The 25,242-nt window shown below is 74.2% G+C and carries 23 protein-coding genes; 7 read left to right on the top strand and 16 right to left on the bottom strand.

From position 1 onward, the window contains the following. Positions 1-388: 388 nt before the first annotated feature. From gatB to gatC, 3 genes are read right to left on the bottom strand one after another with little or no spacing between them, the layout of a single operon-like run. Positions 389-1,906, bottom strand: a complete 1,518-nt coding sequence (gatB, locus tag ABEA04_RS18580; RefSeq protein WP_345462209.1) for an Asp-tRNA(Asn)/Glu-tRNA(Gln) amidotransferase subunit GatB — start codon at positions 1,904-1,906, stop codon at positions 389-391. Then, positions 1,903-3,429 carry an Asp-tRNA(Asn)/Glu-tRNA(Gln) amidotransferase subunit GatA gene (gene gatA, locus ABEA04_RS18585; RefSeq protein ID WP_345462212.1) on the bottom strand — a complete coding sequence of 509 codons (1,527 nt, stop codon included), beginning with the start codon at positions 3,427-3,429 and terminating at the stop codon, positions 1,903-1,905. Before gatA ends, gatB begins: the two co-directional genes overlap by 4 nt. Next, positions 3,426-3,734: an Asp-tRNA(Asn)/Glu-tRNA(Gln) amidotransferase subunit GatC gene (gatC, locus tag ABEA04_RS18590; RefSeq protein ID WP_345462216.1), complete on the bottom strand. Its 309-nt coding sequence runs from the start codon at positions 3,732-3,734 to the stop codon at positions 3,426-3,428. The genes gatA and gatC overlap by 4 nt, the downstream gene beginning before the upstream one ends. A 162-nt stretch (positions 3,735-3,896) precedes the next feature. Between gatC and wrbA the strand changes: the two genes are divergently transcribed. Together wrbA and ABEA04_RS18600 are read left to right on the top strand one after the other, a co-directional pair. Further along, positions 3,897-4,487: an NAD(P)H:quinone oxidoreductase gene (gene wrbA, locus ABEA04_RS18595; protein ID WP_345462219.1), complete on the top strand. Its 591-nt coding sequence runs from the start codon at positions 3,897-3,899 to the stop codon at positions 4,485-4,487. 192 nt (positions 4,488-4,679) lie between these two features. After that, complete coding sequence (locus ABEA04_RS18600) at positions 4,680-5,831, top strand: acyl-CoA dehydrogenase family protein (protein ID WP_345462222.1); 1,152 nt, start codon at positions 4,680-4,682, stop codon at positions 5,829-5,831. Between the two features lie 3 nt (positions 5,832-5,834). Here the strand turns inward: ABEA04_RS18600 and ABEA04_RS18605 are convergent, their stop codons facing one another. Beyond that, positions 5,835-6,620, bottom strand: coding sequence for an N-formylglutamate amidohydrolase (locus ABEA04_RS18605; RefSeq protein ID WP_345462225.1), 786 nt, complete (start codon positions 6,618-6,620; stop codon positions 5,835-5,837). Then, positions 6,617-7,108 (bottom strand): hypothetical protein, encoded by a 492-nt coding sequence (locus tag ABEA04_RS18610; protein WP_345462228.1) that lies wholly within the window; start codon positions 7,106-7,108, stop codon positions 6,617-6,619. The genes ABEA04_RS18605 and ABEA04_RS18610 overlap by 4 nt, the downstream gene beginning before the upstream one ends. Positions 7,109-7,349: 241 nt before the next feature. Here ABEA04_RS18610 and ABEA04_RS18615 point away from each other — a divergent pair, with 241 nt between their 5' ends. Then, positions 7,350-9,065, top strand: coding sequence for a DEAD/DEAH box helicase family protein (locus tag ABEA04_RS18615; RefSeq protein WP_345462231.1), 1,716 nt, complete (start codon positions 7,350-7,352; stop codon positions 9,063-9,065). A gap of 112 nt (positions 9,066-9,177) precedes the next feature. Here ABEA04_RS18615 and ABEA04_RS18620 read toward each other — a convergent pair whose 3' ends face one another. The 8 genes from ABEA04_RS18620 to ABEA04_RS18655 all read right to left on the bottom strand — a co-directional run bounded on the left by ABEA04_RS18620 (position 9,178) and on the right by ABEA04_RS18655 (position 17,164). Next, positions 9,178-10,449, bottom strand: a complete 1,272-nt coding sequence (locus ABEA04_RS18620; protein WP_345462234.1) for a glycosyltransferase — start codon at positions 10,447-10,449, stop codon at positions 9,178-9,180. Continuing rightward, positions 10,446-11,450, bottom strand: a complete 1,005-nt coding sequence (locus ABEA04_RS18625) for a glycosyltransferase family protein (RefSeq protein WP_345462236.1) — start codon at positions 11,448-11,450, stop codon at positions 10,446-10,448. Before ABEA04_RS18625 ends, ABEA04_RS18620 begins: the two co-directional genes overlap by 4 nt. After that, complete coding sequence (locus ABEA04_RS18630; protein ID WP_345462239.1) at positions 11,447-12,358, bottom strand: WcbI family polysaccharide biosynthesis putative acetyltransferase; 912 nt, start codon at positions 12,356-12,358, stop codon at positions 11,447-11,449. Before ABEA04_RS18630 ends, ABEA04_RS18625 begins: the two co-directional genes overlap by 4 nt. Then, positions 12,355-13,170 (bottom strand): glycosyltransferase family 2 protein, encoded by an 816-nt coding sequence (locus ABEA04_RS18635; protein ID WP_345462241.1) that lies wholly within the window; start codon positions 13,168-13,170, stop codon positions 12,355-12,357. The genes ABEA04_RS18630 and ABEA04_RS18635 overlap by 4 nt, the downstream gene beginning before the upstream one ends. Then, positions 13,167-14,174, bottom strand: a complete 1,008-nt coding sequence (locus tag ABEA04_RS18640; protein ID WP_345462243.1) for a hypothetical protein — start codon at positions 14,172-14,174, stop codon at positions 13,167-13,169. Before ABEA04_RS18640 ends, ABEA04_RS18635 begins: the two co-directional genes overlap by 4 nt. Further along, positions 14,171-15,283, bottom strand: a complete 1,113-nt coding sequence (locus ABEA04_RS18645; protein ID WP_345462245.1) for a glycosyltransferase — start codon at positions 15,281-15,283, stop codon at positions 14,171-14,173. The genes ABEA04_RS18640 and ABEA04_RS18645 overlap by 4 nt, the downstream gene beginning before the upstream one ends. Beyond that, complete coding sequence (locus ABEA04_RS18650; RefSeq protein WP_345462247.1) at positions 15,280-16,443, bottom strand: glycosyltransferase; 1,164 nt, start codon at positions 16,441-16,443, stop codon at positions 15,280-15,282. The genes ABEA04_RS18645 and ABEA04_RS18650 overlap by 4 nt, the downstream gene beginning before the upstream one ends. Positions 16,444-16,645: 202 nt before the next feature. Further along, the gene (locus ABEA04_RS18655) at positions 16,646-17,164 is read right to left on the bottom strand and encodes a MarR family winged helix-turn-helix transcriptional regulator (protein ID WP_345462249.1); all 519 of its coding nucleotides are present in this window, start codon (positions 17,162-17,164) and stop codon (positions 16,646-16,648) included. 159 nt (positions 17,165-17,323) lie between these two features. Between ABEA04_RS18655 and ABEA04_RS18660 the strand changes: the two genes are divergently transcribed. Beyond that, positions 17,324-17,611, top strand: coding sequence for a DUF1540 domain-containing protein (locus ABEA04_RS18660; protein WP_345462251.1), 288 nt, complete (start codon positions 17,324-17,326; stop codon positions 17,609-17,611). On the opposite strand, the gene ligA is transcribed toward ABEA04_RS18660, so the two are convergent. Further along, on the bottom strand, positions 17,612-19,756 hold the full coding sequence (ligA, locus tag ABEA04_RS18665) for an NAD-dependent DNA ligase LigA (protein WP_345462253.1): 2,145 nt from the start codon (positions 19,754-19,756) through the stop codon (positions 17,612-17,614). Positions 19,757-19,820: 64 nt separating this feature from the next. Between ligA and ABEA04_RS18670 the strand changes: the two genes are divergently transcribed. The 3 genes from ABEA04_RS18670 (at position 19,821) to ABEA04_RS18680 (ending at position 22,992) form a co-directional block, all read left to right on the top strand. Then, a complete protein-coding gene (locus ABEA04_RS18670; protein ID WP_345462256.1) occupies positions 19,821-20,465 on the top strand; it encodes an alpha/beta hydrolase in 645 nt (214 codons plus the stop codon). Positions 20,466-20,638: 173 nt separating this feature from the next. Continuing rightward, complete coding sequence (locus tag ABEA04_RS18675; protein ID WP_345462259.1) at positions 20,639-21,331, top strand: TetR/AcrR family transcriptional regulator; 693 nt, start codon at positions 20,639-20,641, stop codon at positions 21,329-21,331. Beyond that, positions 21,328-22,992: an MFS transporter gene (locus tag ABEA04_RS18680; RefSeq protein ID WP_345462262.1), complete on the top strand. Its 1,665-nt coding sequence runs from the start codon at positions 21,328-21,330 to the stop codon at positions 22,990-22,992. Before ABEA04_RS18675 ends, ABEA04_RS18680 begins: the two co-directional genes overlap by 4 nt. Positions 22,993-23,105: 113 nt before the next feature. On the opposite strand, the gene ABEA04_RS18685 is transcribed toward ABEA04_RS18680, so the two are convergent. After that, on the bottom strand, positions 23,106-24,116 hold the full coding sequence (locus ABEA04_RS18685) for a uroporphyrinogen decarboxylase/cobalamine-independent methonine synthase family protein (protein WP_345462265.1): 1,011 nt from the start codon (positions 24,114-24,116) through the stop codon (positions 23,106-23,108). 7 nt (positions 24,117-24,123) lie between these two features. Beyond that, entirely contained in the window at positions 24,124-25,200 is a 1,077-nt protein-coding gene (gene mnmA, locus ABEA04_RS18690) for a tRNA 2-thiouridine(34) synthase MnmA (protein WP_345462894.1), read from the bottom strand. Between the last annotated feature and the right edge of the window lie 42 nt (positions 25,201-25,242).

Below are 25,242 nucleotides of genomic sequence, written 5' to 3' on the forward strand. Positions count from 1 at the left end.
GGGCCACCCGCCGTTGTTCCACGACAGCGATGTGGTGAGGACGCCACGGACGGGTGCTCCGGCTCACGGGCCCCCGGCTCACACCGGGGACGCCGCCTACGGTTGCGGGTCAGCGCCGGACTTCGACCGGCTTTCCCCACCTCGGGCGTTGATGGACTTGTCGCGCCGACCCTAGACCCAACCCACCGTCGGCCCCGCTTCGCCGGGGGGCCGAGCCCGGTAGTCCCGGACGTTTGCGGGGTCGAACGGCTGTCCGGACCCCCCGAACGTCAGGGACTACCCCTGCCGGACTATCGCGATAGGTCAGTAGCGGTAGTCCCTGACGTAAATCAAGGTTGTCGGGCCCGCGACCTTGATCTGCGTCAGGGACTACCGCCGTCCGACAGGGTCAGGTGAGGCGTTCGAGGATGAGCTCGCGGACCCGGCCGGCGTCGGCCTGGCCGCGCATCTGCTTCATCACCGCGCCGATGAGGGCGCCGGCGGCGGCGACCTTGCCGTCGCGGATCTTCTGGGCGACGTCGGGGTTGGCGGCGATGGCCTCGTCGACGGCGGCACCGAGCGCGCCCTCGTCGGAGACGACGGCCAGGCCGCGGGCCTCGACGATCTGCTCCGGGGTGCCCTCGCCGGCCAGCAGGCCGTCGATGACCTGGCGGGCCAGCTTGTCGTTGATGGTGCCGGCGTCGACCAGCGCCTGGACGCCGGCCACCTGCTGCGGCGTGACGCCGAGGTCGGCGATGTCGGCGCCGGTGTCGTTGGCGCGCCGTGCGAGCTCGCCGAGCCACCACTTGCGGGCCGCCTGCGGGGCGGCGCCGGCGGCGACGGTCTCCTCGACCAGCCCGAGCGCCCCGGCGCCGACCGTGTCGCGCATCTCGAGGTCGGTGAAGCCCCACTCGGCCTGCAGCTTGGTGCGCCGCTGGGCCGGGTTCTCGGGCAGCGTGCCGCGCAGCTCGTCGACCCAGGCGACGTCGGGCGCGACGGGCACCAGGTCGGGCTCGGGGAAGTAGCGGTAGTCCTCGGCGTCGGACTTCTCGCGGCCCGAGGTGGTCACGCCGGTGTCCTCGTGCCAGTGGCGGGTCTCCTGCAGGATCGACCCGCCGCCGTCCAGCACGGCGGCGTGGCGCTGCATCTCGAAGCGCACCGCCCGCTCGACGGAGCGGAACGAGTTGACGTTCTTGGTCTCGGTGCGAGTGCCGAGCACGCCCGCGCCCTCGCCGTCGCGCGGCGAGAGCGACAGGTTGACGTCGGCGCGCAGGTTGCCGCGGTCCATGCGGGCCTCCGAGACGCCGAGCGCCACGATCAGGTCGCGCAGCTGGCGCACGTAGGCCGCGGCCACCTCGGGTGCCCGCTCGCCGATGCCGAGGATCGGCCGGGTGACGATCTCGATGAGCGGGATGCCGGCGCGGTTGTAGTCGACGAGGCTGTGCGTGGCGCCGTGGATGCGGCCCGTGGTGCCGACGTGGGTCGACTTGCCGGTGTCCTCCTCCATGTGGGCGCGCTCGATCTCGACGCGCACGGTCTCGCCGTCCCCCAGCTCGACGTCGAGCCACCCGTCGAAGGCGATCGGCTCGTCGTACTGGGAGGTCTGGAAGTTCTTCGGCATGTCGGGGTAGAAGTAGTTCTTGCGCGCGAAGCGGCACCACTCGGCGATCGAGCAGTTGAGCGCCAGCCCGATGCGGATGGCCGACTCGACCGCCGCCCGGTTCACCACCGGCATCGCGCCCGGCAGGCCCAGGCACACCGGGCACACCTGCGTGTTCGGCTCGCCGCCGAACGTCGCGGGGCAGCCGCAGAACATCTTGGTGGCGGTGCTCAGCTCGACGTGCACCTCGAGGCCGAGCGCGGGCTCGTAGCGGGCCAGCACGTCGTCGAAGGGGACGAGGGTCTCGCCGTGCGCGGTCGTGGTCATGCGCGGGCTCCGTTCGGGACGTCGGGGGCCTGGACCAGCAGCGGCCCGCCCCACTTCTCGGTCAGGATCGCCTCGACCGCCGCGCCGACGCGGTAGCAGCGGTCGTCGGCCTGCACCGGCGCCAGCACCTGCAGGCCGGCGGGCAGGCCGTCCTCGTCGGCGAGCCCGCTCGGCACCGAGATGCCGGGCACGCCGGAGAGGTTGGCGGGGATGGTGGCGAGGTCGTTGAGGTACATCGCCAGCGGGTCGTCGACCTTCTCGCCGAGCCGGAACGCCGTGGTGGGCGCCGTGGGGCTGACCAGCACGTCCGCCCGCTCGAACGCGGCGTCGAAGTCGCGCGTGATGAGCGTGCGCACCTTCTGCGCCTGCCCGTAGTAGGCGTCGTAGTAGCCGCTGGAGAGCGCGTAGGTGCCCAGGATGATGCGGCGCTTGACCTCGTCGCCGAAGCCGGCGTCGCGGGTGGCCCGCATGACCTCCTCCGCGCTCGGGTCGGCGACGCCGTCGGGCAGCACCCGCAGGCCGTAGCGCATGGCGTCGAACTTGGCGAGGTTGCTCGACGCCTCGGCCGGCAGGATCAGGTAGTAGGCCGCGAGGGCGTGCACGAAGCTCGGGCACGAGACCTCGACCACCTCGGCGCCCGCGGCGACCATCAGGTCGACGGTCTCGGTGAACCGGGCGAGGACGCCGTCCTGGTAGCCGTCGCCGCCGAGCTCCTTGACGACGCCGACGCGGACGCCGGTGAGGTCGCCGTCGGCCCCGCGGCGGGCGGCGGCCACGAGGTCGGGCACGGGCGCCTGAATCGAGGTGGAGTCGCGCGGGTCGTGCCCGCCGATCACCTCGTGCAGCAGCGCGGCGTCGAGCACGGTGCGGGTGACCGGGCCGACCTGGTCGAGCGAGTTGGCCAGCGCCACGAGGCCGTAGCGCGAGACGGCGCCGTAGGTCGGCTTCACGCCGACGGTGCCGGTGACGGCGCCCGGCTGACGGATCGAGCCGCCGGTGTCGGTGCCCAGCGCGAGCGGCGCCTCGAAGGCGGCGACGGCCGCGGCCGACCCGCCGCCGGAGCCACCGGGGATGCGGTCGAGGTCCCACGGGTTGCGGGTGGGGCCGTAGGCGGAGTGCTCGGTGGAGGAGCCCATCGCGAACTCGTCCATGTTGGTCTTGCCGAGGATCGGCAGGCCGGCCGCGCGCAGCCGCGCGACCGCGGTGGCGTCGTACGGCGGCACCCAGCCCTCGAGGATCTTCGAGCCGCACGTGGTGGGTAGCCCCTCGGTGGCCAGCACGTCCTTGACCGCGATCGGGACGCCGTCCAGCGGCGAGAGCGTGGTGCCCTCGGCGCGGCGCTCGTCGGCGGCCGCGGCCTGGGCGAGCGCGCCCTCGGCGTCGACGTGCAGGAAGGCGTGGACGGCGCCGTCGACCTCGCCGATGCGGTCGAGGTGCGCCCGGGTCAGCTCGACCGAGCTGGTCTCGCCCGCGGCGAGGGCGTCGGCGAGCTCGGCCGCCGTGCGCCGCACCAGGGCGCTCACTGCTCGTCCCCGAGGATGCGCGGCACCGAGAAGCGCTGCTGGTCCTGCTCGGGCGCGCCCGAGAGCGCCTGCTCGGCGCTCAGCCCGGGGACGACGACGTCGTCGCGGAAGACGTTCGTCAGCGGCAGCGGGTGCGACGTCGGCGGGACGTCGTCGCCGGCCACGCCCGCGATGGAGGCCACCGAGTCGAGGATCACCGACAGCTGGGGGGCGAGGTGGTCGAGCTCGGCGTCGTCGAGGTCGATCCGGGCGAGGGTCGCGAGGTGGGCGACCTCCTCGCGCGAGATCCGTGGTGCATCAGCCATGGGCCCAACCCTAGGAGGGTCGGCGGAGGAGGAGCGTGACGGTCCGCTCCCCCGGCTCTCGGTCCGGCCGTGGTGGAGCCGCGACGCGCCGGACCGGCACCCCTCCGGAGCCAACCCGAACGGGTGTGGGTCGAACGGCGTCCGGATGATTGAGTGTTCAACATGACCAAGCTCGCGATCGTCTACTACTCCAGCCAGGGCACCGGGCACGCGATGGCGACCCGGCTCGCGGAGACCGCCGAGAAGGCCGGCGCCGAGGTGCGGCTGCGCCACGTGCGCGAGACCGCCCCGCGCGAGGCCGTCGAGTCGGTCGACGCCTGGGCCGCCCACGTCGCCGAGATGGAGGGCCAGCCGGTCGCCGAGCCGACCGACCTCGACTGGGCCGACGCCGCGATCATCGGCTCGGGCACCCGCTACGGCCACGTCTCGAGCCAGCTGCAGGGCTTCATCGACACCCTCGGCCCGCTGTGGGGCGAGGGCAAGCTGGCCGACAAGGTCTACGCCGGCTTCACCTCGAGCCAGACCCTGCACGGCGGCCAGGAGAGCACCCTGCTCTCGCTCATGACCACCTTCGCCCACTGGGGCGGCATCATCGTGCCGCCGGGCTACACCGACCAGATCAAGTTCAACGACGGCAACCCCTACGGCGTCGGCAAGGTCACCGGCGGCGGGTCCGAGCTGAACGAGACCGACCTCGCCGCGCTCGACCACCTGGTCACCCGCGTCCTCGACATCGCCGGTCGCCTGGGCTGAGGCCAGCCGCGACCCGCACCTGAGCAACCCGGCGGCCCGGCCGCCGCACGAACCGAGCGATCGCTCGGCACGTGCGGCCGCCGGGCCGTTCCGCGTCCACGAGCCGAGCGATCGCTCGGTTGGGAACCGTGACCACGGCGCGGGATACTCGTGAGTAGCAAGCCGTCACGAGCCGACCCAGGAGTGCCCCGGATGACGTTCGACCTGTTCCGCACCAGCGACGACCACGACGAGCTGCGGGCCGCCGTCCGCGACCTCGTCGCCGACAAGGTGACGCCGTACGCCGCCGCCGTCGACGCCGAGGCGCGCTACCCGCAGGAGGCGCACGACGCGCTGGTCGCCTCCGACTTCCACGCCCCGCACGTGCCCGACGACTACGACGGCGTCGGTGCCGACGCGCTGGCCACCTGCATCGTCATCGAGGAGGTCGCGCGGGGCTGCGCGTCGTCGTCCCTGATCCCGGCGGTCAACAAGCTGGGCTCGATGCCGGTCATCCTCGGTGGCTCCGACGACCTCAAGCGCCGCTACCTGCCGCGACTGGCGGCCGGCGAGGGCTTCTCCTACGCGCTCTCGGAGCGCGAGGCCGGCTCCGACACGGCCTCGATGCGCACCCGGGCCGTGCGCGACGGCGACCACTGGGTGCTCGACGGCCAGAAGGCGTGGATCACCAACGCCGGCGTCTCGCAGTTCTACACCGTGCTCGCCGTCACCGACCCCGACGCCGGCCGCGGCCGCGGCATCTCGGCGTTCGTGGTCGAGAAGGACGACGAGGGCGTCTCGTTCGGCGCGCCCGAGAAGAAGCTCGGCATCAAGGGATCCCCCACCCGCGAGGTGCTGCTCGACGGCGCCCGCATCCCCGCCGACCGGATGATCGGCGAGCCCGGCACCGGCCTCAAGCTGGCGCTGCGCACCCTCGACCACACCCGCATCACCATCGGCGCGCAGGCCGTCGGCATCGCGCAGGGCGCCCTCGACCTCGCCACCGGCTACGTCAAGGAGCGCCAGCAGTTCGGCCGCGCGGTCGCGGAGTTCCAGGGCGTGCAGTTCATGCTCGCCGACATGGCGATGAAGCTCGAGGCCGCCCGCCAGCTGGTCTACGTCGCCGCCGCCAAGTCCGAGCGCGACGACGCCGACCTCTCGTTCTTCGGCGCCGCCGCCAAGTGCTACGCCAGCGACGTCGCCATGGAGATCACCGTCGACGCCGTCCAGCTGCTCGGCGGCTCCGGCTACACCCAGGACTTCCCGGCCGAGCGCATGATGCGCGACGCCAAGATCACCCAGATCTACGAGGGCACCAACCAGGTGCAGCGCGTCGTCATGGCGCGCCAGCTGCTCGGCGCCTGAGCGTCACCGCGGGCGGTCGTCCTCGACGCGGTCGACCAGCGCGCCCGTCGCGGACGCGAGCCGGTCGAGCCGGGCCGCGACGACGTCGCGCCGCAGCTCGAGCATCAGGCCGGTGACGGCGGGCTCGACGCCGTAGTGCTCCAGCGGCACGTAGCAACCGGCGAACGGCGAGTCGAGGCCGAGGTCGTCGACGTGAGGCTCGAAGCAGGCGCGGGCGGCGGCGACGAGGGACGGCGGGGTGTGGAAGGCGTCGGTGCCGAGACAGACCTCGGGGCGCGGCCCGTCGCCGTGCCGCTCGTAGGGCAGGGCGTCGCGGGCGTAGGAGTGGACGTCGAGCACGGTGACCCGGCCGACGGCCGCCAGTCGTTCACGCACCAGGCGGGCGAGGGCGTCGGCGTACGGCTCGAAGTACGCCGCCAGCAGCGACGCCCGCTCGCCGTCGGTCGGACGGCGCAGCACCTCGAGCCCGGTCGTGCGCTCGTAGACCGCGCCCATGCCCACCTCGCTCATCTCCTCCCGCTCGTCGGGGAAGCGCTCGGGATCGACGACGAGCCGTGAGAGCCGGTTGACGAAGACCCACGGCCGCACCACCGCCGCCTCGGCGGCGCCGAGGGCGATCTCGTCGGTGCGGGCGTCGGTGATCGCGTCGAGCTCGCGCTCGAGCGCGGCGTCGTCCAGCAGGATGCCGCGCCGGACGTCGGGCGGGACCGTGCGCGAGGAGTGCGGCACGTGCAGCACGACCGTCGAGGCGGCGTCGCCCGGCACGACCTCGAACGACAGTGGGGTCATACCTGCCCAGCCCGGCGCATCAGGTCGTGGTCGATGCGCACCGTGCAGCCAGCGCGCTCGAGCTCGGCGACGAGCGCTGCCTCCTCGGCAGGGTCAACCTCGAGGTACGGGCCGTTCAGCACGGTCTCGGCGGCCGAGCCGGGCGCGAACGCCGCCCGCCCGGGCCAGTACCGCTCGACCAGCTCGAGACTCACCGCGGACGACATCGGCGGCCAGTCACCGTCGGCCACGACGCCGACCTCGCGAACGTCGAAGGCGGCCTCACCGTCCTCCTCGGGTTCCAGGTCGTCGAGGTGGAACGGCGCGCCGAGGTGCTCGGCGGTGCGTGCCAGCTCGCGCGCCTCCCGCCACGTCGTCGCAGCACGCCAGCCGTCGAGCTCGGCAGCCGCGCCAACGGCGTAACCCTCGGGCACGAAGGCCAGGCTGCCGGTGCTGCACGCGCCGACCACGAGGGGGCCGGGCCAGGGGTGGTCGTGTTGGTCGGTCATGGGGGCACGGTGCCAGCGACCTCCGACAAATCCAGGCCCCGGAATGAGCGATGCAGCTGCTCGTCCTTCGAGGGACCAACCGGTAGGGGTTGCGAGTACCGAGGTGACAACCGCGGTGTCCGTCTCGATCAGGTGCGAGCAAGCAATCTTCGACCAAAGGCGCAAGTCAGCTGACACAGCATCCGATGAGTCAGTAATCCTCCCCTCCATCTGAGATGTCCCCGCCCCCAACGGAGAGCACATGTCTGCAGCCGTCACCGCTGAAGCGCACCCACTTCGACCCCTCCGCAGGAACGAGTCCGGTGAACCAGAGACGGCGTCGCTCGATCACGCCATCAAGGTCGCACTTGCCAGCAACCCATGGTCCGACAAGCGCGAGATCCTGCGTCAGGTGCGAGATCTCGGCCTTGGTGTGGACGGCGGTACCCGCGAACTCAACTCCCGCCTCTATCAGTTGGAACGGGCAGGCGAGGTTCGGCATCGTGGTGAAGCCCCACCGCAATGGTGCCTGACCGCACCGCAATCGGCGTCCCTCAGTTTGCGATCGGCTTTGGCTTCGGCAGAGCTTGTTAGGGGCCGTTCTCACGGGTCCTTTGAGCGCACTGGCTTTCCGCTTCGGCCCTGGCAGCTCGACGCCTTGGAGAAGTGGGAAGAGGCGGGTCGTGTAGGCGTGGTGCAAGCGGTCACCGGCACCGGCAAGACCATGGTCGGCATCGAGGCTGCGCACGCCGAACTGGCCCGCGGCGGCAAGGTACTGGTCGTAGTCCCGACGCGGGCCCTGGTTCGGCAATGGGATAGGAGTCTCGTCGAGTATTTCGGCGCGGCGCGCGTGGGTCGACGTGGGGACGGTCATCGCGATACTTTGTGTGTGAAGGACATAGTCGTGACTACCGTCCACAGCGCCCCCTTCGTGCCTCTCGATGGCAGTTCCGGCCTGCTCATCGCGGACGAGTGTCACCGCTACGGCTCGGAGTCGTGGAGCGAGCACTTGAACACCCAATTCGAGGCCCGACTGGGACTATCGGCTACCTACGCCCGCGGAGACGATGGAGACGCCCGGCTTGCCAAATACTTCGGCCCTGAGCCCGTCTTTGAAATCGACTATCGACGAGCGATCCGCGAAGAGGTAGTCACATCCTTCAGGCTTGCTTTCATCGGCGTCCGACTATCACAAAGCGAGCAGGCACAATACGACCAGCTTTCTCGTCGCGGCGGGCAGGCCCGGAAGGTCCTTGAACAACACGGCTTCTCGAAATGCCACGACGAACTGATGAGGCAAGCAAGCGCGGCAGCCAAGGGGCATGCCGATCCCCATGTGCAGCAGGCGGCCCGCCGCCTCGTCGGGAGTTTCAACAAGCGACGCGCCCTGCTGGCGGACACGGACGCCAAGAGGCAGTGCCTGCGAGACCTAGAACCAGCGATCGCGCAGGCAAAGGGCACGCTGATCTTCACCCAGACCAAGAATGCTGCGGTGGATGCGGCTCAACTTCTCAGCAACTTGGGTCACCCCGCGGGCGCGATTTATGGCGAGCTCGACGGAGAGCAGCGCGAGCAGATGCTCGACGCGTTCCGCTCGGGCGTGCGAACTGCACTAGCTGCTCCGCGCGTGTTGGACGAGGGGATCGACGTACCCGAGGCAGACCTCGGTGTAGTCGTCAGCGCCAGCAATAGTCGGCGGCAGATGATTCAGCGAATGGGCCGAGTCCTTCGACTCAAGACGGATGGGCGCATCGCCCGCCTCGTCGTGCTTTATGCAGAGGGCACCACTGAGGACCCAGCTAAGGGCGCACTCAGTGAGTACACGTCCATGGTGTGGGACGTCGCAGACGAGGCTCGAGTCTTCCCGTCCTTTGCCAGCAGCCGTGACATTGTCGAGTTCCTCAAGCCAAAGCTCACCGGTCCGAAGCCCCCACCGCATGATCGCGGTAGCGCCGATTGGTTTCCGCTACGGCCATGACCGCCGTGACCGGAACCAGCGTGTCGCGCACGCCAGCACAGCGCGCCGAACTAACCCGCACCACTTGACCCGGCCCCACGATCTGCGCCCGCGCGGCAGTTCGAGGCACCTCTCAGCCCCAGCCGCCCAGCCACGCCGCGAGCGTGGTGTCGCCGACCGGGCGGAGGGCGTCGGGGACCGGGCGGGTGGTCGCGGACTCCGGCTCGAGGCCGAGGTGGGTGCGGCGCAGGCGGCGCAGGTCGGTCGCCGTCACGGCGGGGGCGTCGTCCACCTCGTGGCACACGCGGACGTCGTCCGGGTGCGCCAGCGGCACCCAGGCGGCGGGGTCGCCGGTGAGGCCGCGGTGCAGGTGCAGCCCCACGGACGCCGTCCGCAGCGGCCCGGCGTCGGCGCGCACGCGGTCGTCACCGACCCCCGCCCACACCGCCCGGTCGCTCACGACGACGGCGTGCGGCAGCCCGGCGAGCAGCCCGTCGACGGCGATCACCAGCTCGCGGTCGGGCAGGTCGTCGTCGTGGGTGACGACGACCCGCGGCGGCCCGGAGCGCAGCCCGCGGAAGGCCACCGGCGCGGCGTGGATGCGGCGTGCGACGGCGAGCGACTCGACCAGCAGCCGGTCGTCGACCACGCCGGTCTCGCCCCACGCCCGCGGCTCGAGCCCGGCGTCGGCGCCGTGGTGCCAGGCGACGGCGTCGGGCACGTGCCGCAGCCGGCCGCCGTCGCGCCACCAGCGGTGGGCGAGGTCCCAGTCCTCACCGCCGTAGTCGGAGAACGTGGGGTCGAACCCCCCGATGCGCCGCCAGCCCCACGCCGAGGCGGCGAGGATGGCGCCGAACAGGTAGCGGAACGACCCGTCGTCGGCCGCCCGCAGGTCGTCGGACCCGGCCCACCCCTCGGCCAGCCAGGCCGGCTCGGGCAGCGCGTGCTCGAGCGCTCCGCGCAGCGGGGCGGCCGGGTCGAGCGCCGGCGCGCCGTAGGTGGTGTGCCGACGGCGTCCCCCGGCCAGCACGTCGGGATCGGCCCGCACCGGCGCCGTCAGCCGCTCGACCAGCGTCGGCTCGGGCGCGGTGTCGGCGTCGAGCAGGACGACGAGGTCGCCGCGCGCCGCCTCGACCGCCCGGTTGCGCGCCAGCGCGGCCCGGAACCCCTGGTCGGGCTGGGTCAGCAGCCGGACGCCGGCCGGCACCCGCGGCGGCGTGGCCGACCCGTCGTCGGTCACGATCACCTCGACCGGCGCCACCGTCTGCTGCTCCAGGCAGCGCAGCGTGCGGGCGAGGTCGTCGGGCTGCTCGAAGTGGGTCACCACCACCGAGACCGTGCTGGCGTCGTCCAGCCGCGGCGGCGGCTCGTGGCCGGGGCACACGTCGCACGGCGAACGGCTCACGACGCCCACCACGCCCGGTAGAGCCCGGCGACGTCGTCGAGCGTCGGGCGCAGCAGCGCGCCGTCGGCCACCACGCCCAGCTCGGGCCACCGCAGCCGCGCCGCCACCTGCGCCACGAGCGAGGCCGGGTCGTCCTCGGCCTCGGCGTCGAACAGCTCGAGGGTGCCGGGCCGCAGCCCGGCCATCTCGCGCGTGTAGTCGCACGCCCGCACGAGCGGACGCCGTCCGACCGTCAGCCAGCTGTTGATCGACCCGGACGCCGAGACGTTGCGGTGCCCGGCCAGCGGGACGTCGACCGCGGCGGCCCGCGCGGTGAGCGCGGCGTCGTCGAGCCACCCGCTGATCTCGAGCCGGACGCCGAGCCGGTCGGCCTCGGCGCGCAGGTGCTCGGCGAGGTCGTCGTGGCCGGGGGCGACGGCGCCGAGCGCGACCACCCGCGGCCGCTCCGCCGCCGACGTGCCGAGCCGGGCGGCGACGGCCAGGGCCAGCTCGTGGCCCTTGCCGGGGTAGACCCAGCCGAGCACGCCGATCGTGGCGTCGCCGGGTGGCACCGGTCCGGGTCGGACGGCGGCCTGCGGGGCGGCGTCCACCTCGACGACCGGCAGCGGCACGACCGCGCCGTCCGTGCCCGGGGCGCACCAGCGCTCGACCAGCAGCCGCTCCGACCGCGAGCTGGTCGCCCAGCGCGCCCCGGTGCCGAGCACGTCGGCGTAGCAGGCGCGTCGCCGCGCGAAGCCGTCGCCGTCGGTGGGCTGCGGCACGTCGTGCAGCGTCAGCGTCACCCGCGTCGACCCGCACAGCCGCCGCAGCACGCCGGCGGCCTCGCCGGGGGTGCGGCCGAACAGCGTGTCGGTCAGGTGCACGTGGACGGCGGGCAGCGCGGCCGCCTCGTCGAGGTCGTCGACCACCGGCGCGCCGAGGCGGTCGGCGAGCTGGGTGGCCAGCAGGGAGACCCCGTGGCGGGCGGTGCCCGCGACCACGAGGTGGGCCGGTGCGCTCATCGGGGCGGCCCCCACGGTGCGAGCCCGAGGTCGCGCGCGGTGGCGAGGTGGGCCTGCCACACCTCGGTGGCGAGCGGCGGGTGGGCCGCGTAGTGCGCGCGGTGCGCGGCCGCCACGTCGGACGCCGGCAGCCGCTCGCCCTCGACCCACCAGTCGGCGTGCTCGGGGCGCCACCCGAAGCCCCAGGTGCGCGCCACGACCGGCTCGACCGGCGCGCGCACCGAGGTCAGCAGGCCGACGCCGGGGTCGGTGGCCCGCGGCCGGTCGAGCGCCGCGGCCACGCGCGAGGCCAGGCCCACGAGCACGCGGTTGCCGGGGTGGTTGACGGTGCGGAAGTCGTCGGGGCGGGGCTCGGCGAGCAGGTCGGAGACCGCGACGTCGGTGTGCCGCTCGCGCCGCCGCAGCTCGGCGACCGACGCCGCCGCCACCGCCAGCACGTGCCCACGCTCCAGCGCCGGGACGTCGTCCCGGCCGGTCAGCGCGGCCCGCACCACGCGCAGGTCGTGGTAGGGCACGAGCGGCATCGGCTCGGCGCCCTCGGCCGGGTGGTGCACCAGCTGCGTGGGATGCAGTCCGGTGAACCGCACGATGGGGACGACGACGCACCGCGCCCCCGCGGGCAGCGACGCCCGCAGCTGTTCAGTGCCGAGCGGCAGGCCGCGGTAGCCGTCGCGCACCGGCTGCACCACCAGCGCCCGCGCGTGGCGCACCAGCTCGTGCAGCCGGGCGGCCTCGGCGGCGTCCAGCTCGAAGACCGGAGGCACGCGGACGCTGCGCTCGTCCGTGGGGTCGAGCAGGAGCCGCAGCGACTCGGCCTGGCAGTTGCCGACCACGACGAGCGGGTGGCCGACGTCGTCGGAGTAGAAGCCGGCGTAGTGCGCGCGGCGTCCGGCGTCGAGCGCGGTCACGTCGCGACCACCCAGTCGTCACCGTCGTCACCGACCCGGCGCACCAGCCCGCGGGCCTCGAACGCCTCGAGCCAGCCGCCCATGGGCCACCAGCCCCACCGGTCGCGGAACAACCGGCCGTTGCGCACGACGTCGGCCACGTGCTGCACCGGCGGGTCGGACGTCGGGTGGTGCTGGTGGTAGGCGCGGGCGGCGCCCAGCCACCCCAGCCGCAGGCCGGCGCGGGCGGCGCGCTGGCCGAGGTCGGTGTCCTCGCCGCCGTAGCCCTCGTAGGCCTCGTCGAAGCCGCCGCAGCGCTCCCAGGCCGCGGCGCCGACCGCGAACGACAGCGACCAGAACAGCGCCCAGCGGTCGTCGTGCCGCCGCTCCCCCGGCGCGGGCGCCGGTCGCGCGGGGTGCGGCGCGTCGAGCCGTGCGAGGTCGGCGAGGCGGTAGGGCCGGTCGGCCTCCTCGAGGTAGGTCACCGGCCCGCACCACACCGTGCCGGGCTCGTCGGCCACCGCCTCGGCGTAGGCGGCGAGCGCGCCGGGCGCGGGTACGCAGTCGACGTCGAGGAACACCAGCACGTCGGCGCCCCCGTCGAGCGCGGTGCGGGCGCCGAGGTTGCGCGCCGCCGCGACCGGCAGCGGCCGGCCCGGGGCGACGTCGAGCGCCACGACGTCGGGGCCGGTGACGTCGGGGTCGGCCATCGCGACGCGCACCCGCACGTCGGGCGGGCGGTGCGAGGCGGCCAGGCCGGCCTCCTGCAGGGCGAGGTGCTCGTGACGGCCGTGGACGACGGTCACCACCCCGACCCGGCCGGGGGCGCTCACGCCGCCGTCCCGGTGAGGGCGCCGGCCGTCTCGCGCACCAGCGCGGCGAAGCGGTCGGCCGCCCCGCCGTCGCACCAGGTGGCCCAGGCGTCGCCGTCCAGCACGGCCACGCGGTCGAGCAGCGCGGGCCAGTCGTCGTGCTCGAGCCGCGGCAGCGCCACGACGGGCCACGGGCCGCGGTCGAGCACCGCGGCGGTCGCGACCTGCTCGTCGAACGGCCGCGCCGCGGCGACCGCGATCGTCGGCACCCGGCACGCCGCCGCCTCGGCCACCGCGTTCTGGCCCGCCTGCACCACCACGACGTCGGCCGCGGCGAGCAGCGGCGCGGGGTCGTCGACCCAGGTGCCGCCGGGGCCGAGCACGTCGACCTGCCACCCGGTGGCGTCGGCCTCCAGCCGGCGCACCTGCTCGGTCGTCCACGCGTCGCCGCCGCGGCCGCCGAGGACGACGAGCCGCCGTCCGCCACCCGGCCGCCGCCCGGACGACCGGGTCGCCAGGCGCGACAGCGCGCCCAGCGGCTCGACCCGCGCGGCGACGTCGTCGGGCAGACCGGTGAGCACGCCGTCCGCGGACGCCGGCCAGAACCCGCACAGCCGGGTGGCCGCGCGCAGCCCGAGGTGGTGGGCGGCGTCGTCGCGGTGGCCGGGCGGCACGACCGAGACCACCGGCACGCCGTGCAGCCGGCACAGCAGCGCGACCTCCTGCGACACGTCGCAGACCACGACGTCGGGCCGGGCCTGCTCGAGCCACGCCGACACCGCCGCCGTGCGGCGGGCGAGGCCGCGGTGCCCGAGCGGCGCCCAGTGCAGCGCTCCCCCGGCGGTCGGGTCGCGCGGGGCGGGGTCGGCCGGGTCGGCGTCCATCGGCAGCTCGAGCCAGGGCACCCGGACGCCGTCCGGCCGGGCCAGCGAGCTCAGCACCGTGACGTCGCCGAGCCGCTCGGCCAGCGTCAGCGCGTGGCGCAGGTGGCCGCTGCCGTGGTGGTGGGCGTAGTAGCCGATCACGCCGCGTCGGCCTGCCGGACGACGTCGCGGTAGACCCGCTCGTAGGCGTCGACCATCGCGACCAGCCCGAACCGCGCCACCGCCTCCTCGCGCACCGCCGCACGGTCGAGCCCGGCCGCCTCGCGGATGGCGCGTGCGAGCGCCTCGACGTCGCCGGGCGCGGCCAGCCGGCCGGTGGCCCCGGTGACCAGCTCGGGCAGGGCGCCCCGGGCCACGGCGGCCACGGGGGTGCCGCTGCACATGGCCTCGGCGGCGACGAGCCCGAACGGCTCCTCCCACGCCGGGGTCACCACGGCGACCGCGGCCGCCCCCACCACGGCGCTGAGCGCGCGCTGGTCGAGGTGGCCGAGGTAGCGCACCGGCGCGTGCGGGTCGTCGGGGTCGCCGAGGTGCGGCGCGACCTCGCGGGCCACGTAGCCGCGGTCGCCGAGCGGACCCACCAGGTCGAGCGGGACGCCGGCCAGCAGCGCGGCGCGCACCGCCTCGTGCGGCGCCTTCTCGGGCACCAGCCGGCCCGACCAGACCGCGCGTCGTCCGCCGCGGCCCGCGGGCCAGCGCTCGGGGTCGACGCCGTTGTGCACCACCGACGCCGCCACCCGCGGCGCCCACTGGCGGCGGGTCGCGTCGCTGACGGCCACGAACCGGCACGACCCGCCGCGGCCGCTCGCGAGCCCGATCGCCGACTCCAGCCACGGCACCGGCGGGGTGTGCAGCGTCGTCACCACCGGCACGTCGAGGCTCGGCGCCATCGCGATCGGCAGGTGGTGCAGCGAGTTGTTGTGGACGACGTCGAACCGGCCCGGCCGGCGGGTCAGGTCGAGCATCAGGTCGAGGTAGGCGTGGTGCTCGCGCATCCACCACTCCGGCGGCGCGGCGATGTCCTCGCGCGCGGCGTCGCTGCTGCTGAACGGCTCGACCGACAGCTCGAGCACGCCGAGGTCGGGGTCGCTGCCGGGCGCCGCGAACAGCGAGACCTCGTGCCCGCGGCGGCGCAGCTCGCTGACCAGGGCGTGCGTGTGGGCCTCGAGCCCGCCGGCGAACGGCTCGGCGATCGGGAACCGCGAGGAGGCGATGACGCAGATCCTCAGCGGGCGCGGCGCCGCGGTCATCCGGCCTGCTCCTGCCGGGTCGCACCCACCAGGCGGTCGTAGAGACGGGCGTGGAAGGCGGCGACGTCCTCGCGCTGGGCGGCCCGCGCGTCGGCGTCCAGGCCGGGCAGCGGCGCGCCCGCCCGGCTCAGGCCCAGCAGCCGCCGCAGCCCCGCGTCGAGCGACGCGAGGTCGACGCCGGCCTCGTCGGAGTCGTAGAGGCCGTCGGCGCCCTGCGCCGCGTAGTGCCCGTGGCTCGGGGCCAGCACGCGGGTGCCGAGGTCGTGGCAGGCCTCGAGCCAGCCCGAGTGGGTGCCGTAGCGGTAGGGCAGCACGGCGACGTCGAGCGCGGCCAGGCGCTGCCACAGCTCGTCGTCGCTCCACGGGTCGTGCCAGACCACCTCGATGCCGCGGGCGGGCGCGGCGTCGAGCCACTCGATCAGCCGGCGTGCCCGCTCGTCGGTGCGGGGACGCACCTCGTGGTGCACCGTGACCTGCAGCCGGGCGTCGCCGTCCTCGCGCACCGTCTGCTCCAGGCGCGGCAGCAGGCGCAGCGGGTCGCTGCTGCGGCGCAGCTCCTTGACGGCGAGTCCGACGACGCGCGGGCCGCCAGGCGGCGCGGCCGCGCGCTCGGCGCGCACCCGCCGCATGGTGGGCAGGTCGACCAGGTGCGGGTGCGGGACGACGTGCGCGCGGCGTCCCCACCGCGTCGCGACCTCGCGGGCCGCGGAGTCGGTGAGGGTCAGCAGCGCGTCGACGCGCGGCACCAGCACGGCGAGCTGGGCCTCGAGCAGGTCCGGCTCGTCGTGGTGGGGGTTGCGCAGGTCGTGGATGGTCAGGACGACCGGTACCCCCCGGGCGCGGGCGACATCGAGCAACCGGGTGAGCTGGGCCGGCGTGCGGTCGTCGAAGCCGAAGTGCACGTGCAGCAGGTCGCAGTCCTGCGCACCCAGCCAGTCGGGGTCGAGGGCCACCGGCGGCCACCAGCGGGCCCCGGCCACGCGGCTCGGGTCGTCGGGGTCGGGGTCGGGTCGCACGACGAACCCGCCGTCCGGCCGCGACCCCGTGGGGATCAGGCTGCGGACGTAGGGATGGGACGCCGGGACCGCGACGACGTCGAGCGGTCGGGGTCGGGATGCCTCACGCGGGACGGTGGTCGCGTCGGCCGGATCGGCCTTCACGCCGTCCGGGCGTCGGTGGACGGGACGGGACGGCGGGTGGAGGCTCCCGGGCTGGGGGTGCGAGGTGAACCGGGCATGTCGCGAGCCTGTCGGCCCCCGGGCCGGGGTGGAGTCATACGGGCGGGTGACTGGGGCCCCCGGAGGGGTGAGAGCCGGGGGTGAGCGTTCACCCCCAGGAGCGACCCCCGGCTCGCGTCGGGGCTCAGCCGGACGGCGTGAAGTCGCCCCGGCCGGCGCGCAGCCGACCGAGCACGTCGACCAGGGCCTCGACGTCGTCGTCGTCGAGCCCGACCCGCTCGAAGACCTCGGCGTTCAGCACCGCGGTCGCCCGCTCGACCAGCTCGAGCCCCTCCGGTCGCAGCTCGAGGATCGCCGAGCGGCCGTCGGCGGGGTTGCGGTGGCGGTTGACGAGGCCGTCGTCCTTGAGCCGCTTCGCCAGGCTGGTGAGCGAGGTGGGGTGCACCTGCAGCCGGTGGCCGGCCTTGAGCATCGTCATCCGCCGGTTCGAGGCGAAGCTGAGCAGCCGCAGCAGCTCGTAGCGGGCGAAGGTGAGGTCGAAGGGCCGCAGCAGCGTGTCGATCTGGGTGAGCAGCAGCTGGTGGGCACGCATCACCGAGGTCACCGCGGCCATGCCGTCGGCGGCGTCGTCCCACCCGTGCACCCGCCACTGCCGCCGCGCCTCCGCGATCGGGTCCCGCCCGGGGGCCGGTGGGGTGCTCACGCGCCGCATCGTAGTGAGGGCTGCGGGCGGCGACGTCCGGTGCGCGGCGGGTGGACGGGTAAGGCAAGGCTTGCCGGTCTGGACGTCGCCGCGCGACAGGTGCACGGTGGGTCGACGAGCTCGTCCGCCACCGTCCAGATCGCCACCGGAGGTCACCCCATGAGCACGATGAGCCTGCCGATCGTCAGCACCTGCAGCGTCGCCGGTTGCTCCTACAACCACGACCACGACTGCCACGCCGCCGCCATCACCATCACCGGCACCACCAGCTCGTGCGGCACCTACGTCGAGGAGGCCGCCAAGGCCGGCGTCGACGCCACCGCGCAGGTCGGCGCCTGCCACCGGGCCGAGTGCGTGCACAACACCTCGCTCGAGTGCGGCGCCGAGAGCGTCGAGATCGGCCCCGGCGCCGACGTCGCCGACTGCCTCACCTACAGCGCCGGGTAGTCACTCCCCCGCGTCGGCCTCCGGCTCCTCCGGCTCCTCGGGCTCCTCGGGGGCGGGCGGCGGCCCCGACTCGAGCAGCGCGGTGAACCCCGCCTCGTCGAGCACGGGGACGCCGAGCTGCTCGGCCTTGTCGGCCTTCGAGCCGGCGTTCTCGCCCACCACCACGTAGTCGGTCTTCTTCGAGACCGACCCGGCCGCCTTGCCGCCGCGGGCGAGGATCGCCTCCTTGGCCGAGTCGCGGCTGTAGCCCTCGAGCGAGCCGGTGACGACGACGGTGAGGCCCTCGAGCGTGCGGGGCACCGACTCGTCGCGCTCGTCGGCCATCGAGACGCCGGCCGCCTCCCACCGCTCGACGATGGAGGCGTGCCACGGCACCTCGAACCACTCGATGACGGCGTCGGCGATGGTGGGGCCGACGCCCTCGGCGTCGGCCAGCTGCTCGCGCGAGGCGGCGCGGATGGCGGCCATCGAGCCGAACTGCTGGGCCAGCGCGCGGGCGGCGGTCGGGCCGACGTGGCGGATCGACAGCGCCACCAGCACCCGCCACAGCGGCACCTGCCGCCGCTCGGCGAGGTGGTCGAGCAGCCGGCGTCCGTTGGCGGAGACCACGCGGCCGTGCTCGTCGCCGGTCTCGGTCTTCTTGGCCGCGCGGGTGAACAGCTCGGTGCGCAGCAGCCCGGCCTCGTCGAGGTCGAAGACGTCGCCCTCGTTGTCGATCACCCCCGCGTCGAGCAGTGCGGCCGCGGCCTCGTAGCCGAGCCCCTCGATGTCGAAGGCGCCCCGGCCGGCCACGTGGTAGACCCGCTCGCGCACCTGCGCGGGGCAGTGCTCGTGGTTGGGGCAGCGGAGGTCCTTGTCGCCCTCCTTCTGCTGGGCCAGAGGCGTGCGGCAGGCCGGGCACGTCGTCGGCATGCGCCAGCGGCGCAGCCCCTTGGGTCGCAGCGCGAGCACCGGGCCGAGGATCTCGGGGATGACGTCGCCGGCCTTGCGCAGCACCACGGTGTCGCCGGGGCGGACGTCCTTGCGCTCGACCTCGTGGGCGTTGTGCAGCGTCGCGTTCTCGACCGTCGAGCCGGCCACCTTGGTCGGCTCCATCACCCCGAAGGGCGTCACCCGGCCCGTGCGGCCGACGTTGACCCGGATGGCGAGCAGCCTGGCGTTGACCTCCTCGGGCGGGTACTTGAACGCGATCGCCCACCGCGGCGCGCGGCTGGTGGAGCCGAGCCGGCGCTGCAGCGCGACGTCGTCGACCTTCACCACGACGCCGTCGATCTCGTAGGGCACGATCGTGTGGCGGTGCTCGCCGGCGTGCTCGACGTAGGCCTCGACGTCGGCCAGCGAGGCGACCACCTTCACCTGGTCGGACGTCGGCAGCCCCCACGCCGCGAGCGCCTCGTAGGCGTGCGACTGCGCCTTCGGTTCGAACCCCTCGCGGGCCCCGATGCCGTGGCAGACCATGCCGAGCGCGCGGCTCGCGGTGACCTTCGGGTCCTTCTGGCGCAGCGAGCCGGCCGCGGAGTTGCGGGGGTTGGCGAACTGCTGCTTGCCGGCCTCGAGCAGCGACTCGTTGAGCCGCTCGAACGCCTTGACCGGTAGGAACACCTCGCCACGCACCTCGACCAGCGCCGGCACCGGGAACTCGTCGGTGCCCGTGAGCCGGTGCGGGATCGAGTCGATGGTCTTGACGTTGGGGGTGACGTCCTCACCGGTGCGGCCGTCGCCGCGGGTCAGCGCCCGCACCAGCCGGCCCTGCTCGTAGAGCAGGTTGATGGCCAGGCCGTCGACCTTGAGCTCGCAGAGCAGGTCGGCGGACTCGACGCCCTCGCGACCGAGCCGGGCGTGCCACGCCTCGAGCTCGTCGTGGGTGAAGGCGTTGTCGAGGCTCTCCATCGGCCGCAGGTGGTCGACCGAGGTGAACTCGGTCGACACCGCACCGCCGACCTTCTGCGTCGGCGAGTCGGGGGTCTGCAGCTCGGGGAACTCCTCCTCGAGCGCCTCGAGCCGCCGCAGCCGGGTGTCGAAGTCGTGGTCGTCGAGCGTGGGGTCGTCGAGCACGTAGTAGCGCCACCGCGCGTCCTCGATCTCCTCCGAGAGCCGGGCGTGCTCGTCGCGGGCCTCGGGCGTCGCCGTCTTCGGGTCGCTCACGCGCTCATTCTGCCCGTGACCACCGACACCCATCCGGGGCCGCTCCCGACACCGAAGCACCCGCGTGACGTCCGACCGCGCCCTCGACCCCGATCGCGACGCCTCCCTCACCCGGCTCGACGTCCCGGGCCCGCACGCCCCCCGCGGCCTGGTGCTCGCGCTGCACGGCGGCAAGCAGGCGAGCCGCCGTCCGGTCGACGACCGCAGCCTGTCGTGGCGCCGGATGGCGGCCCTGCAACGCGCGATCGCCCCCACCCTCCACGAGGCGGACGTCGCCACCTGGCTGCTGCGCTTCCGCGTGCGCGGGTGGAACCACGGCGCCCCGGTGGTCGACGCGCGCGCCGCCCTGGACGCCGTCCGCGCCGAGCTCGGCGACGTGCCCGTCGTCCTGCTCGGGCACAGCATGGGGGCGCGCACCGCCGTCCAGGTGGCCGACGACCCCTCGGTCGTCGGCGTGGTCGGTCTCGCGCCGTGGTGGATGCCCGACGACCCGGTGACCGCACTGCGCGGCAAGCCCGTCGTCGCCGCGCACGGCCGCACCGACAAGATCACGCTCGCCCGGTTCACGCGCGCCTACCTGCGTCGTGCCGAGGCCGTGGCGTCGCGCACCGAGCTGCACGACATGGGGCGGGTCGGCCACTACATGCTGCGCCGGGTGCCGGCGTGGAACGACGTCGCCGCGCGCGCCTGCCTCGACCTGCTGGCCTAGCCGCCGCCCCGCCGCCGCCCCGCCGCCGCCCCTCCGCCGTCGCGGCCCCCGCGAAGCCGTTCACGAGAACTTTCGAGAAATGTGCTTGCGCGGGAATGAAACGGATCCGTACTCTCTTGGACGGTACGAAACAGTTCCGTTCCATCCGTGACGAGCGACACACAGGGACCCACATGGCCGAGGTCGAGACCCCCCAGGACGCCGGGGCGCGCCCGCGCGTGGAGGGCGAGCGCGAGCTCGAGATCCTGCAGGCCACCCTCGACGTGCTCATCGAGTCCGGCTACGACCGGCTCACCATGGACGCCGTCGCCGCCCGCGCCCGGGCCTCGAAGGCGACCCTCTACCGCCGCTGGAGCACCAAGGCCCAGCTGGTCATCGACGCGCTGCTGTCGGAGAAGGACCCGCCGCACCTGCCCGACACCGGCACCCTGCGCGGCGACCTCGTGAGCGCGTTCTGCGGCATGGGCGGCCTCACCGACCAGCGGCAGGTCGCCGTCCTCGCCGGCGTCCTCACCGCCATCGCGCGTGACGCCGACTTCGCCGAGGCCTTCCACCGCGACTTCATCGGCCCGAAGGTCGCCCTGACCGACCAGATCTACACCCGGGCGAAGGAGCGCGGGGAGATCCACCCCGACGTCGACGTCGCCTTCATCGGCCCGATCCTGCCCGGCGTCGTCCTGCACCGGCAGTTCCTGCTGGGTCAGGCGCCCGACACCGAGTTCATCGCCCGCGTGATCGACGAGGTGCTGATGCCCGCCGTCCACGCCCGCGGCACCCCTCCCGCCGCCTGCTCCCCCTCCCCTGCCAGTCACGAACCCGAACCCGAACCCGACGCGCACGCCCGAGACCAGAAGGACCCGTCATGAGCGACCTGACCAAGACCGAGGCCCACCCGCCTCCCGAGCCGACCGGTGGCGACGCCACCGGCCCGAAGGACCGCAGCCTGCTCTGGGCTCTGGTCGTCATCTCCATCGCCCAGCTGATGGTCGTGCTCGACGCGAGCATCGCCAACATCGCCCTGCCCTACATCGGCGAGGACCTGGACATCAACCAGGCGAACCTGTCGTGGATCGTCACCGGCTACGCCCTGGCGTTCGGTGGCCTGCTGCTGCTCGGCGGCCGGCTGGCCGACCTCTACGGACGTCGCCGCATCTTCATCGCCGGACTGACCCTGTTCGCGATCGCCTCGCTCGTCGGCGGCTTCGCGGTCAGTGAGCCGATGCTGTTGGCCTCCCGGGGCCTGCAGGGCCTCGGCGCCGCACTCGCCTCGCCCGCCGCCCTGGCGCTGATCACCACGACGTTCCCGCCGGGCCCCGCCCGCAACCGGGCCTTCGCCGTCTACGCCGCCATGTCGGGCGCCGGCGCGGCCGTCGGCCTGATCCTCGGCGGCTGGCTCACCGGTCTCGACTCGGTCGTCGGCCTCGACATCAGCGGCTGGCGCCTGACCTTCCTCATCAACGTGCCGATCGGCCTGATCGCCGCCGCCCTCGCCCCGCGCTTCCTGCGTGAGAGCGAGTCGCACCCCGGCGAGATGGACATCCCCGGCGCCCTCACCGGCACCCTCGGCCTGGTCGGCGTCGTCTACGGCCTGACCCGCGCCGGCGACGAGCGCTACGGCTGGGACGACACCTGGACGATCGCCAGCCTCGTGGTCGGGTTCGTGCTGCTCGCGGTGTTCTTCGTCGTCGAGCGTCGCGCCGAGCACCCGCTGCTGCCGCTGCGCATCCTGCAGAACCGCACCCGCGCCACCAGCTTCCTGGCGATGATGCTGGCGCCCGCGGCGATGTTCGCGATGTTCTACTTCCTCAGCCTGTTCATCCAGCAGCTGATGGGCTACAGCCCGCTGCACGCCGGCTTCGCGTTCCTGCCGTTCTCGGTGGGCATCGTCATCGGCGCCGGCCTGGCCTCGAGCCTGGTCAGCCGCGTCGACTCCCGCTACCTGGCCGGCTTCGGCACGCTGGCGGCGGCGCTGTCGCTGTTCATGTTCTCCCGCATCGACATCGACGACTCGCCCGGCGCGGTCGTCAGCGCGCTGGCCTCGGGCTCGACGGCGGCCGCCGACGTCAACTACTGGACCGCGATCTTCCCGTGGATCGTGCTCATGTCGATCGGCATGGGCCTGACCTTCGTGCCGCTCACGCTGACCGCCGTCCACCACGTCAAGGCCGCCGACTCCGGCATCGGCTCGGGCGTGCTGAACACGATGCAGCAGGTCGGCGGCGCCCTCGGCCTCGCCACCCTGAGCACCGTCGCGCTGCACTTCTCCAACAACAAGGCCGACGAGGTCGGCAACGGCCTCGTCGCCGCGGCCCAGCAGTCGGGGCTGGCCCAGAGCCTGAGCCCGGACAAGCTGCAGGAGTTCCTCGGCAACGCCGGCTTCCAGGCCACCTTCACCGAGGGCGCCACCAACGCCTTCCTCATCGGCTCGGTGATGATGCTCGCCGCGTCCGCGGTGATCTGGTCGCTGCTCAACGTCAAGGCCGACGAGCTCGCCACCGAGGACGCCCCCGAGGGCGTCGGCATCTGATCCCACCCACCCGTCGCCCGTGAGCGACAACTCGTTCGCTGACCCGTCAGACATGTCTGACGGGTCAGCGTCGTTTTCACGGTGACCCGTCAGACATGTCCGACGGGTCGGCGTCAGGTGAGGGCGCGGGCGGCGGAGACGGCGAGGTCGAGGGCGGTGCGGGACCAGGCGGGGGTGGCGCCGGACAGTCCGCAGGTGGGGACGACGAGCAGTCGGTCGCCGGCGACGTCCGGGTCGAGGCCGAGCACGTCGAGCCAGCGCAGCACCCGCTCGGCCACCTGCGTGGCGGTGGGCGGCGAGCCGGGGTCGGTGGAGGGCACGACCCCCACCGCGACCACCTCGCCGCCGTCCACGCCCTCCAGAATCGAGGCCAGGACGTCGTGCCCGGCGGCGTCGACGACGTCGAGGTCGACCACCAGGCCGCGCGCCCCGGCGCCGCGCACCAGGTCGAGGGGCGTCTCGGGGGCACACGAGTGCACCCACGGCTCGGCCCCCTCGCCGGCGACGGCGTCGAGCACCCAGCCCAGCGCCTCGGACGCCTCGGGCGGGTGCACCGTGCGGTGCTTGCCGAAGCCGGACGCCGTGGGCACCCGGCCGGCCAGCACGCCCGCCAGGCCCGGCTCGTCGACCTGGACGACGAGCCGCCCGGCCCCGGCGACGCGCCGGCGCAGCTCGGCGACGTGCTGCCGCACGCCCTCGGCCAGCGCCTGGGCGAGGTCGCGGCGGGCGCCGACGTCGCTGAGCACCTTGTCGCCGCGCGGCTTCTCGACGGTGGCGGCGAGCGTCCACGGCCCGGCCACCTGCACCTTGAACGCGCCGTCGTAGCCCTGCGTGAGCTCTTCGAGGACGTCGAGGTCGTGCGCGAGCAGGCTGCGCGCCCGCCGGTGGTCGACGCCCGAGGCGCCGGGCTCGCCGGTGAGCCGCCAGCCGGCGGGCTGCAGGTCGATGCCGAGGTCGGTCACCAGGGCCAGCGCCCGACCGACCATCCCGGCCTCGATGCCACGGCCGGGCAGCTCGACGAGGTGCGGCAGGTCGGGCAGCTCGCCGAGCACGGTCTCCTGCGCCTGGCGGAACCCTACGGCGTCGTCGCCGGGCATCGACCCGACGCCGGTGGCCCAGGTCATCGCGCCCTCACCGGTCCGTGGCCGAGATCGTCGCCGACCCGACCACCCGGGTGCCGTCGTAGACCACCGCGGCCTGGCCGGGGGCGATGCCGAAGGCCGGCTCGAGCAGCTCGACGTCGACCTCGTCGCCGCTCACCGTCACCGCCGCGGGCAGCTCGGCGCCGTGCGCGCGCAGCTGCACCGTCACCCCGGGCCCGCGCAGCGCGGTCGGCGGCGTGCCGCACCACCGCGGCCGGACGCCGGTGAGCTTCCGCACCGCCAGCCGCTCACGCGGACCGACCCGCACCGTGCCCGAGACCGGCTCGATGTCGAGCACGAACCGCGGCCGGCCGTCGGGCGCCGGGCGCCCGATGCGCAGCCCGCGCCGCTGGCCGATGGTGAAGCCGTAGGTGCCCTCGTGGCGCCCCAGCGTCTCGCCGGTGGCATCGTCGACGATGTCGCCGCCGTGGTTGGGCGCGCGGTCGCCGAGCTTCTCGCGCAGCCAGCCGGCGTTGTCGCCGTCCGCGACGAAACAGATGTCGTGGCTGTCGGGCTTGTCGGCCACCAGCAGCCCGCGCTCGGCGGCCTCGGCGCGCACCTGCGCCTTCGTCGACCCGCCGAGCGGGAACAGCGAGTGGGCCAGCTGCCGCTGGTCGAGGACGCCGAGCACGTAGGACTGGTCCTTGCCGTCGTCGACGCCGCGGTGCATCTCGACGCCGGACGCCGTCTCGACCAGCCGCGCGTAGTGGCCGGTCGCGACGGCGTCGAACCCGAGCGCCAGGGCCCGGTCGAGCACGGCGGCGAACTTGATCTTCTCGTTGCAGCGCAGGCACGGGTTCGGCGTCCGGCCGGCGGCGTACTCGTCCATGAAGTCCTCGACGACGTCGTCGTGGAAGCGCTCGCTGAGGTCCCAGACGTAGAACGGGATGCCGATGACGTCGGCCGCGCGCCGGGCGTCGTTGGCGTCCTCGATCGTGCAGCAGCCCCGCGCCCCCGACCGGTACGACGCCGGGTTGCGCGACAGCGCCAGGTGGACGCCGGTCACCTCGTGCCCGGCGTCGACGGCGCGCGCGGCGGCCACCGCGGAGTCGACGCCGCCCGACATGGCGGCCACGACGCGGCGCGGCGCGGTGCTGGGCCCGGGTGC

Source organism: Nocardioides marinquilinus, assembly GCF_039543705.1.
Taxonomy (GTDB): Bacteria; Actinomycetota; Actinomycetes; order Propionibacteriales; family Nocardioidaceae; genus Nocardioides; species Nocardioides marinquilinus.

What these genes read in the sequence shown, in the direction of transcription:
- gatB (WP_345462209.1), bottom strand. Translation starts at nt 1,906, where the DNA reads ATGACCACGACCGCGCACGGCGAGACCCTCGTCCCCTTCGACGACGTG.
- gatC (WP_345462216.1), bottom strand. Translation starts at nt 3,734, where the DNA reads ATGGCTGATGCACCACGGATCTCGCGCGAGGAGGTCGCCCACCTCGCG.
- wrbA (WP_345462219.1), top strand. Translation starts at nt 3,897, where the DNA reads ATGACCAAGCTCGCGATCGTCTACTACTCCAGCCAGGGCACCGGGCAC.
- ABEA04_RS18600 (WP_345462222.1), top strand. Translation starts at nt 4,680, where the DNA reads ATGACGTTCGACCTGTTCCGCACCAGCGACGACCACGACGAGCTGCGG.
- ABEA04_RS18605 (WP_345462225.1), bottom strand. Translation starts at nt 6,620, where the DNA reads ATGACCCCACTGTCGTTCGAGGTCGTGCCGGGCGACGCCGCCTCGACG.
- ABEA04_RS18610 (WP_345462228.1), bottom strand. Translation starts at nt 7,108, where the DNA reads ATGACCGACCAACACGACCACCCCTGGCCCGGCCCCCTCGTGGTCGGC.
- ABEA04_RS18615 (WP_345462231.1), top strand. Translation starts at nt 7,350, where the DNA reads ATGTCTGCAGCCGTCACCGCTGAAGCGCACCCACTTCGACCCCTCCGC.
- ABEA04_RS18625 (WP_345462236.1), bottom strand. Translation starts at nt 11,450, where the DNA reads ATGAGCGCACCGGCCCACCTCGTGGTCGCGGGCACCGCCCGCCACGGG.
- ABEA04_RS18645 (WP_345462245.1), bottom strand. Translation starts at nt 15,283, where the DNA reads ATGACCGCGGCGCCGCGCCCGCTGAGGATCTGCGTCATCGCCTCCTCG.
- ABEA04_RS18660 (WP_345462251.1), top strand. Translation starts at nt 17,324, where the DNA reads ATGAGCACGATGAGCCTGCCGATCGTCAGCACCTGCAGCGTCGCCGGT.
- ABEA04_RS18675 (WP_345462259.1), top strand. Translation starts at nt 20,639, where the DNA reads ATGGCCGAGGTCGAGACCCCCCAGGACGCCGGGGCGCGCCCGCGCGTG.
- ABEA04_RS18680 (WP_345462262.1), top strand. Translation starts at nt 21,328, where the DNA reads ATGAGCGACCTGACCAAGACCGAGGCCCACCCGCCTCCCGAGCCGACC.
- ABEA04_RS18685 (WP_345462265.1), bottom strand. Translation starts at nt 24,116, where the DNA reads ATGACCTGGGCCACCGGCGTCGGGTCGATGCCCGGCGACGACGCCGTA.
- mnmA (WP_345462894.1), bottom strand. Translation starts at nt 25,200, where the DNA reads ATGTCGGGCGGCGTCGACTCCGCGGTGGCCGCCGCGCGCGCCGTCGAC.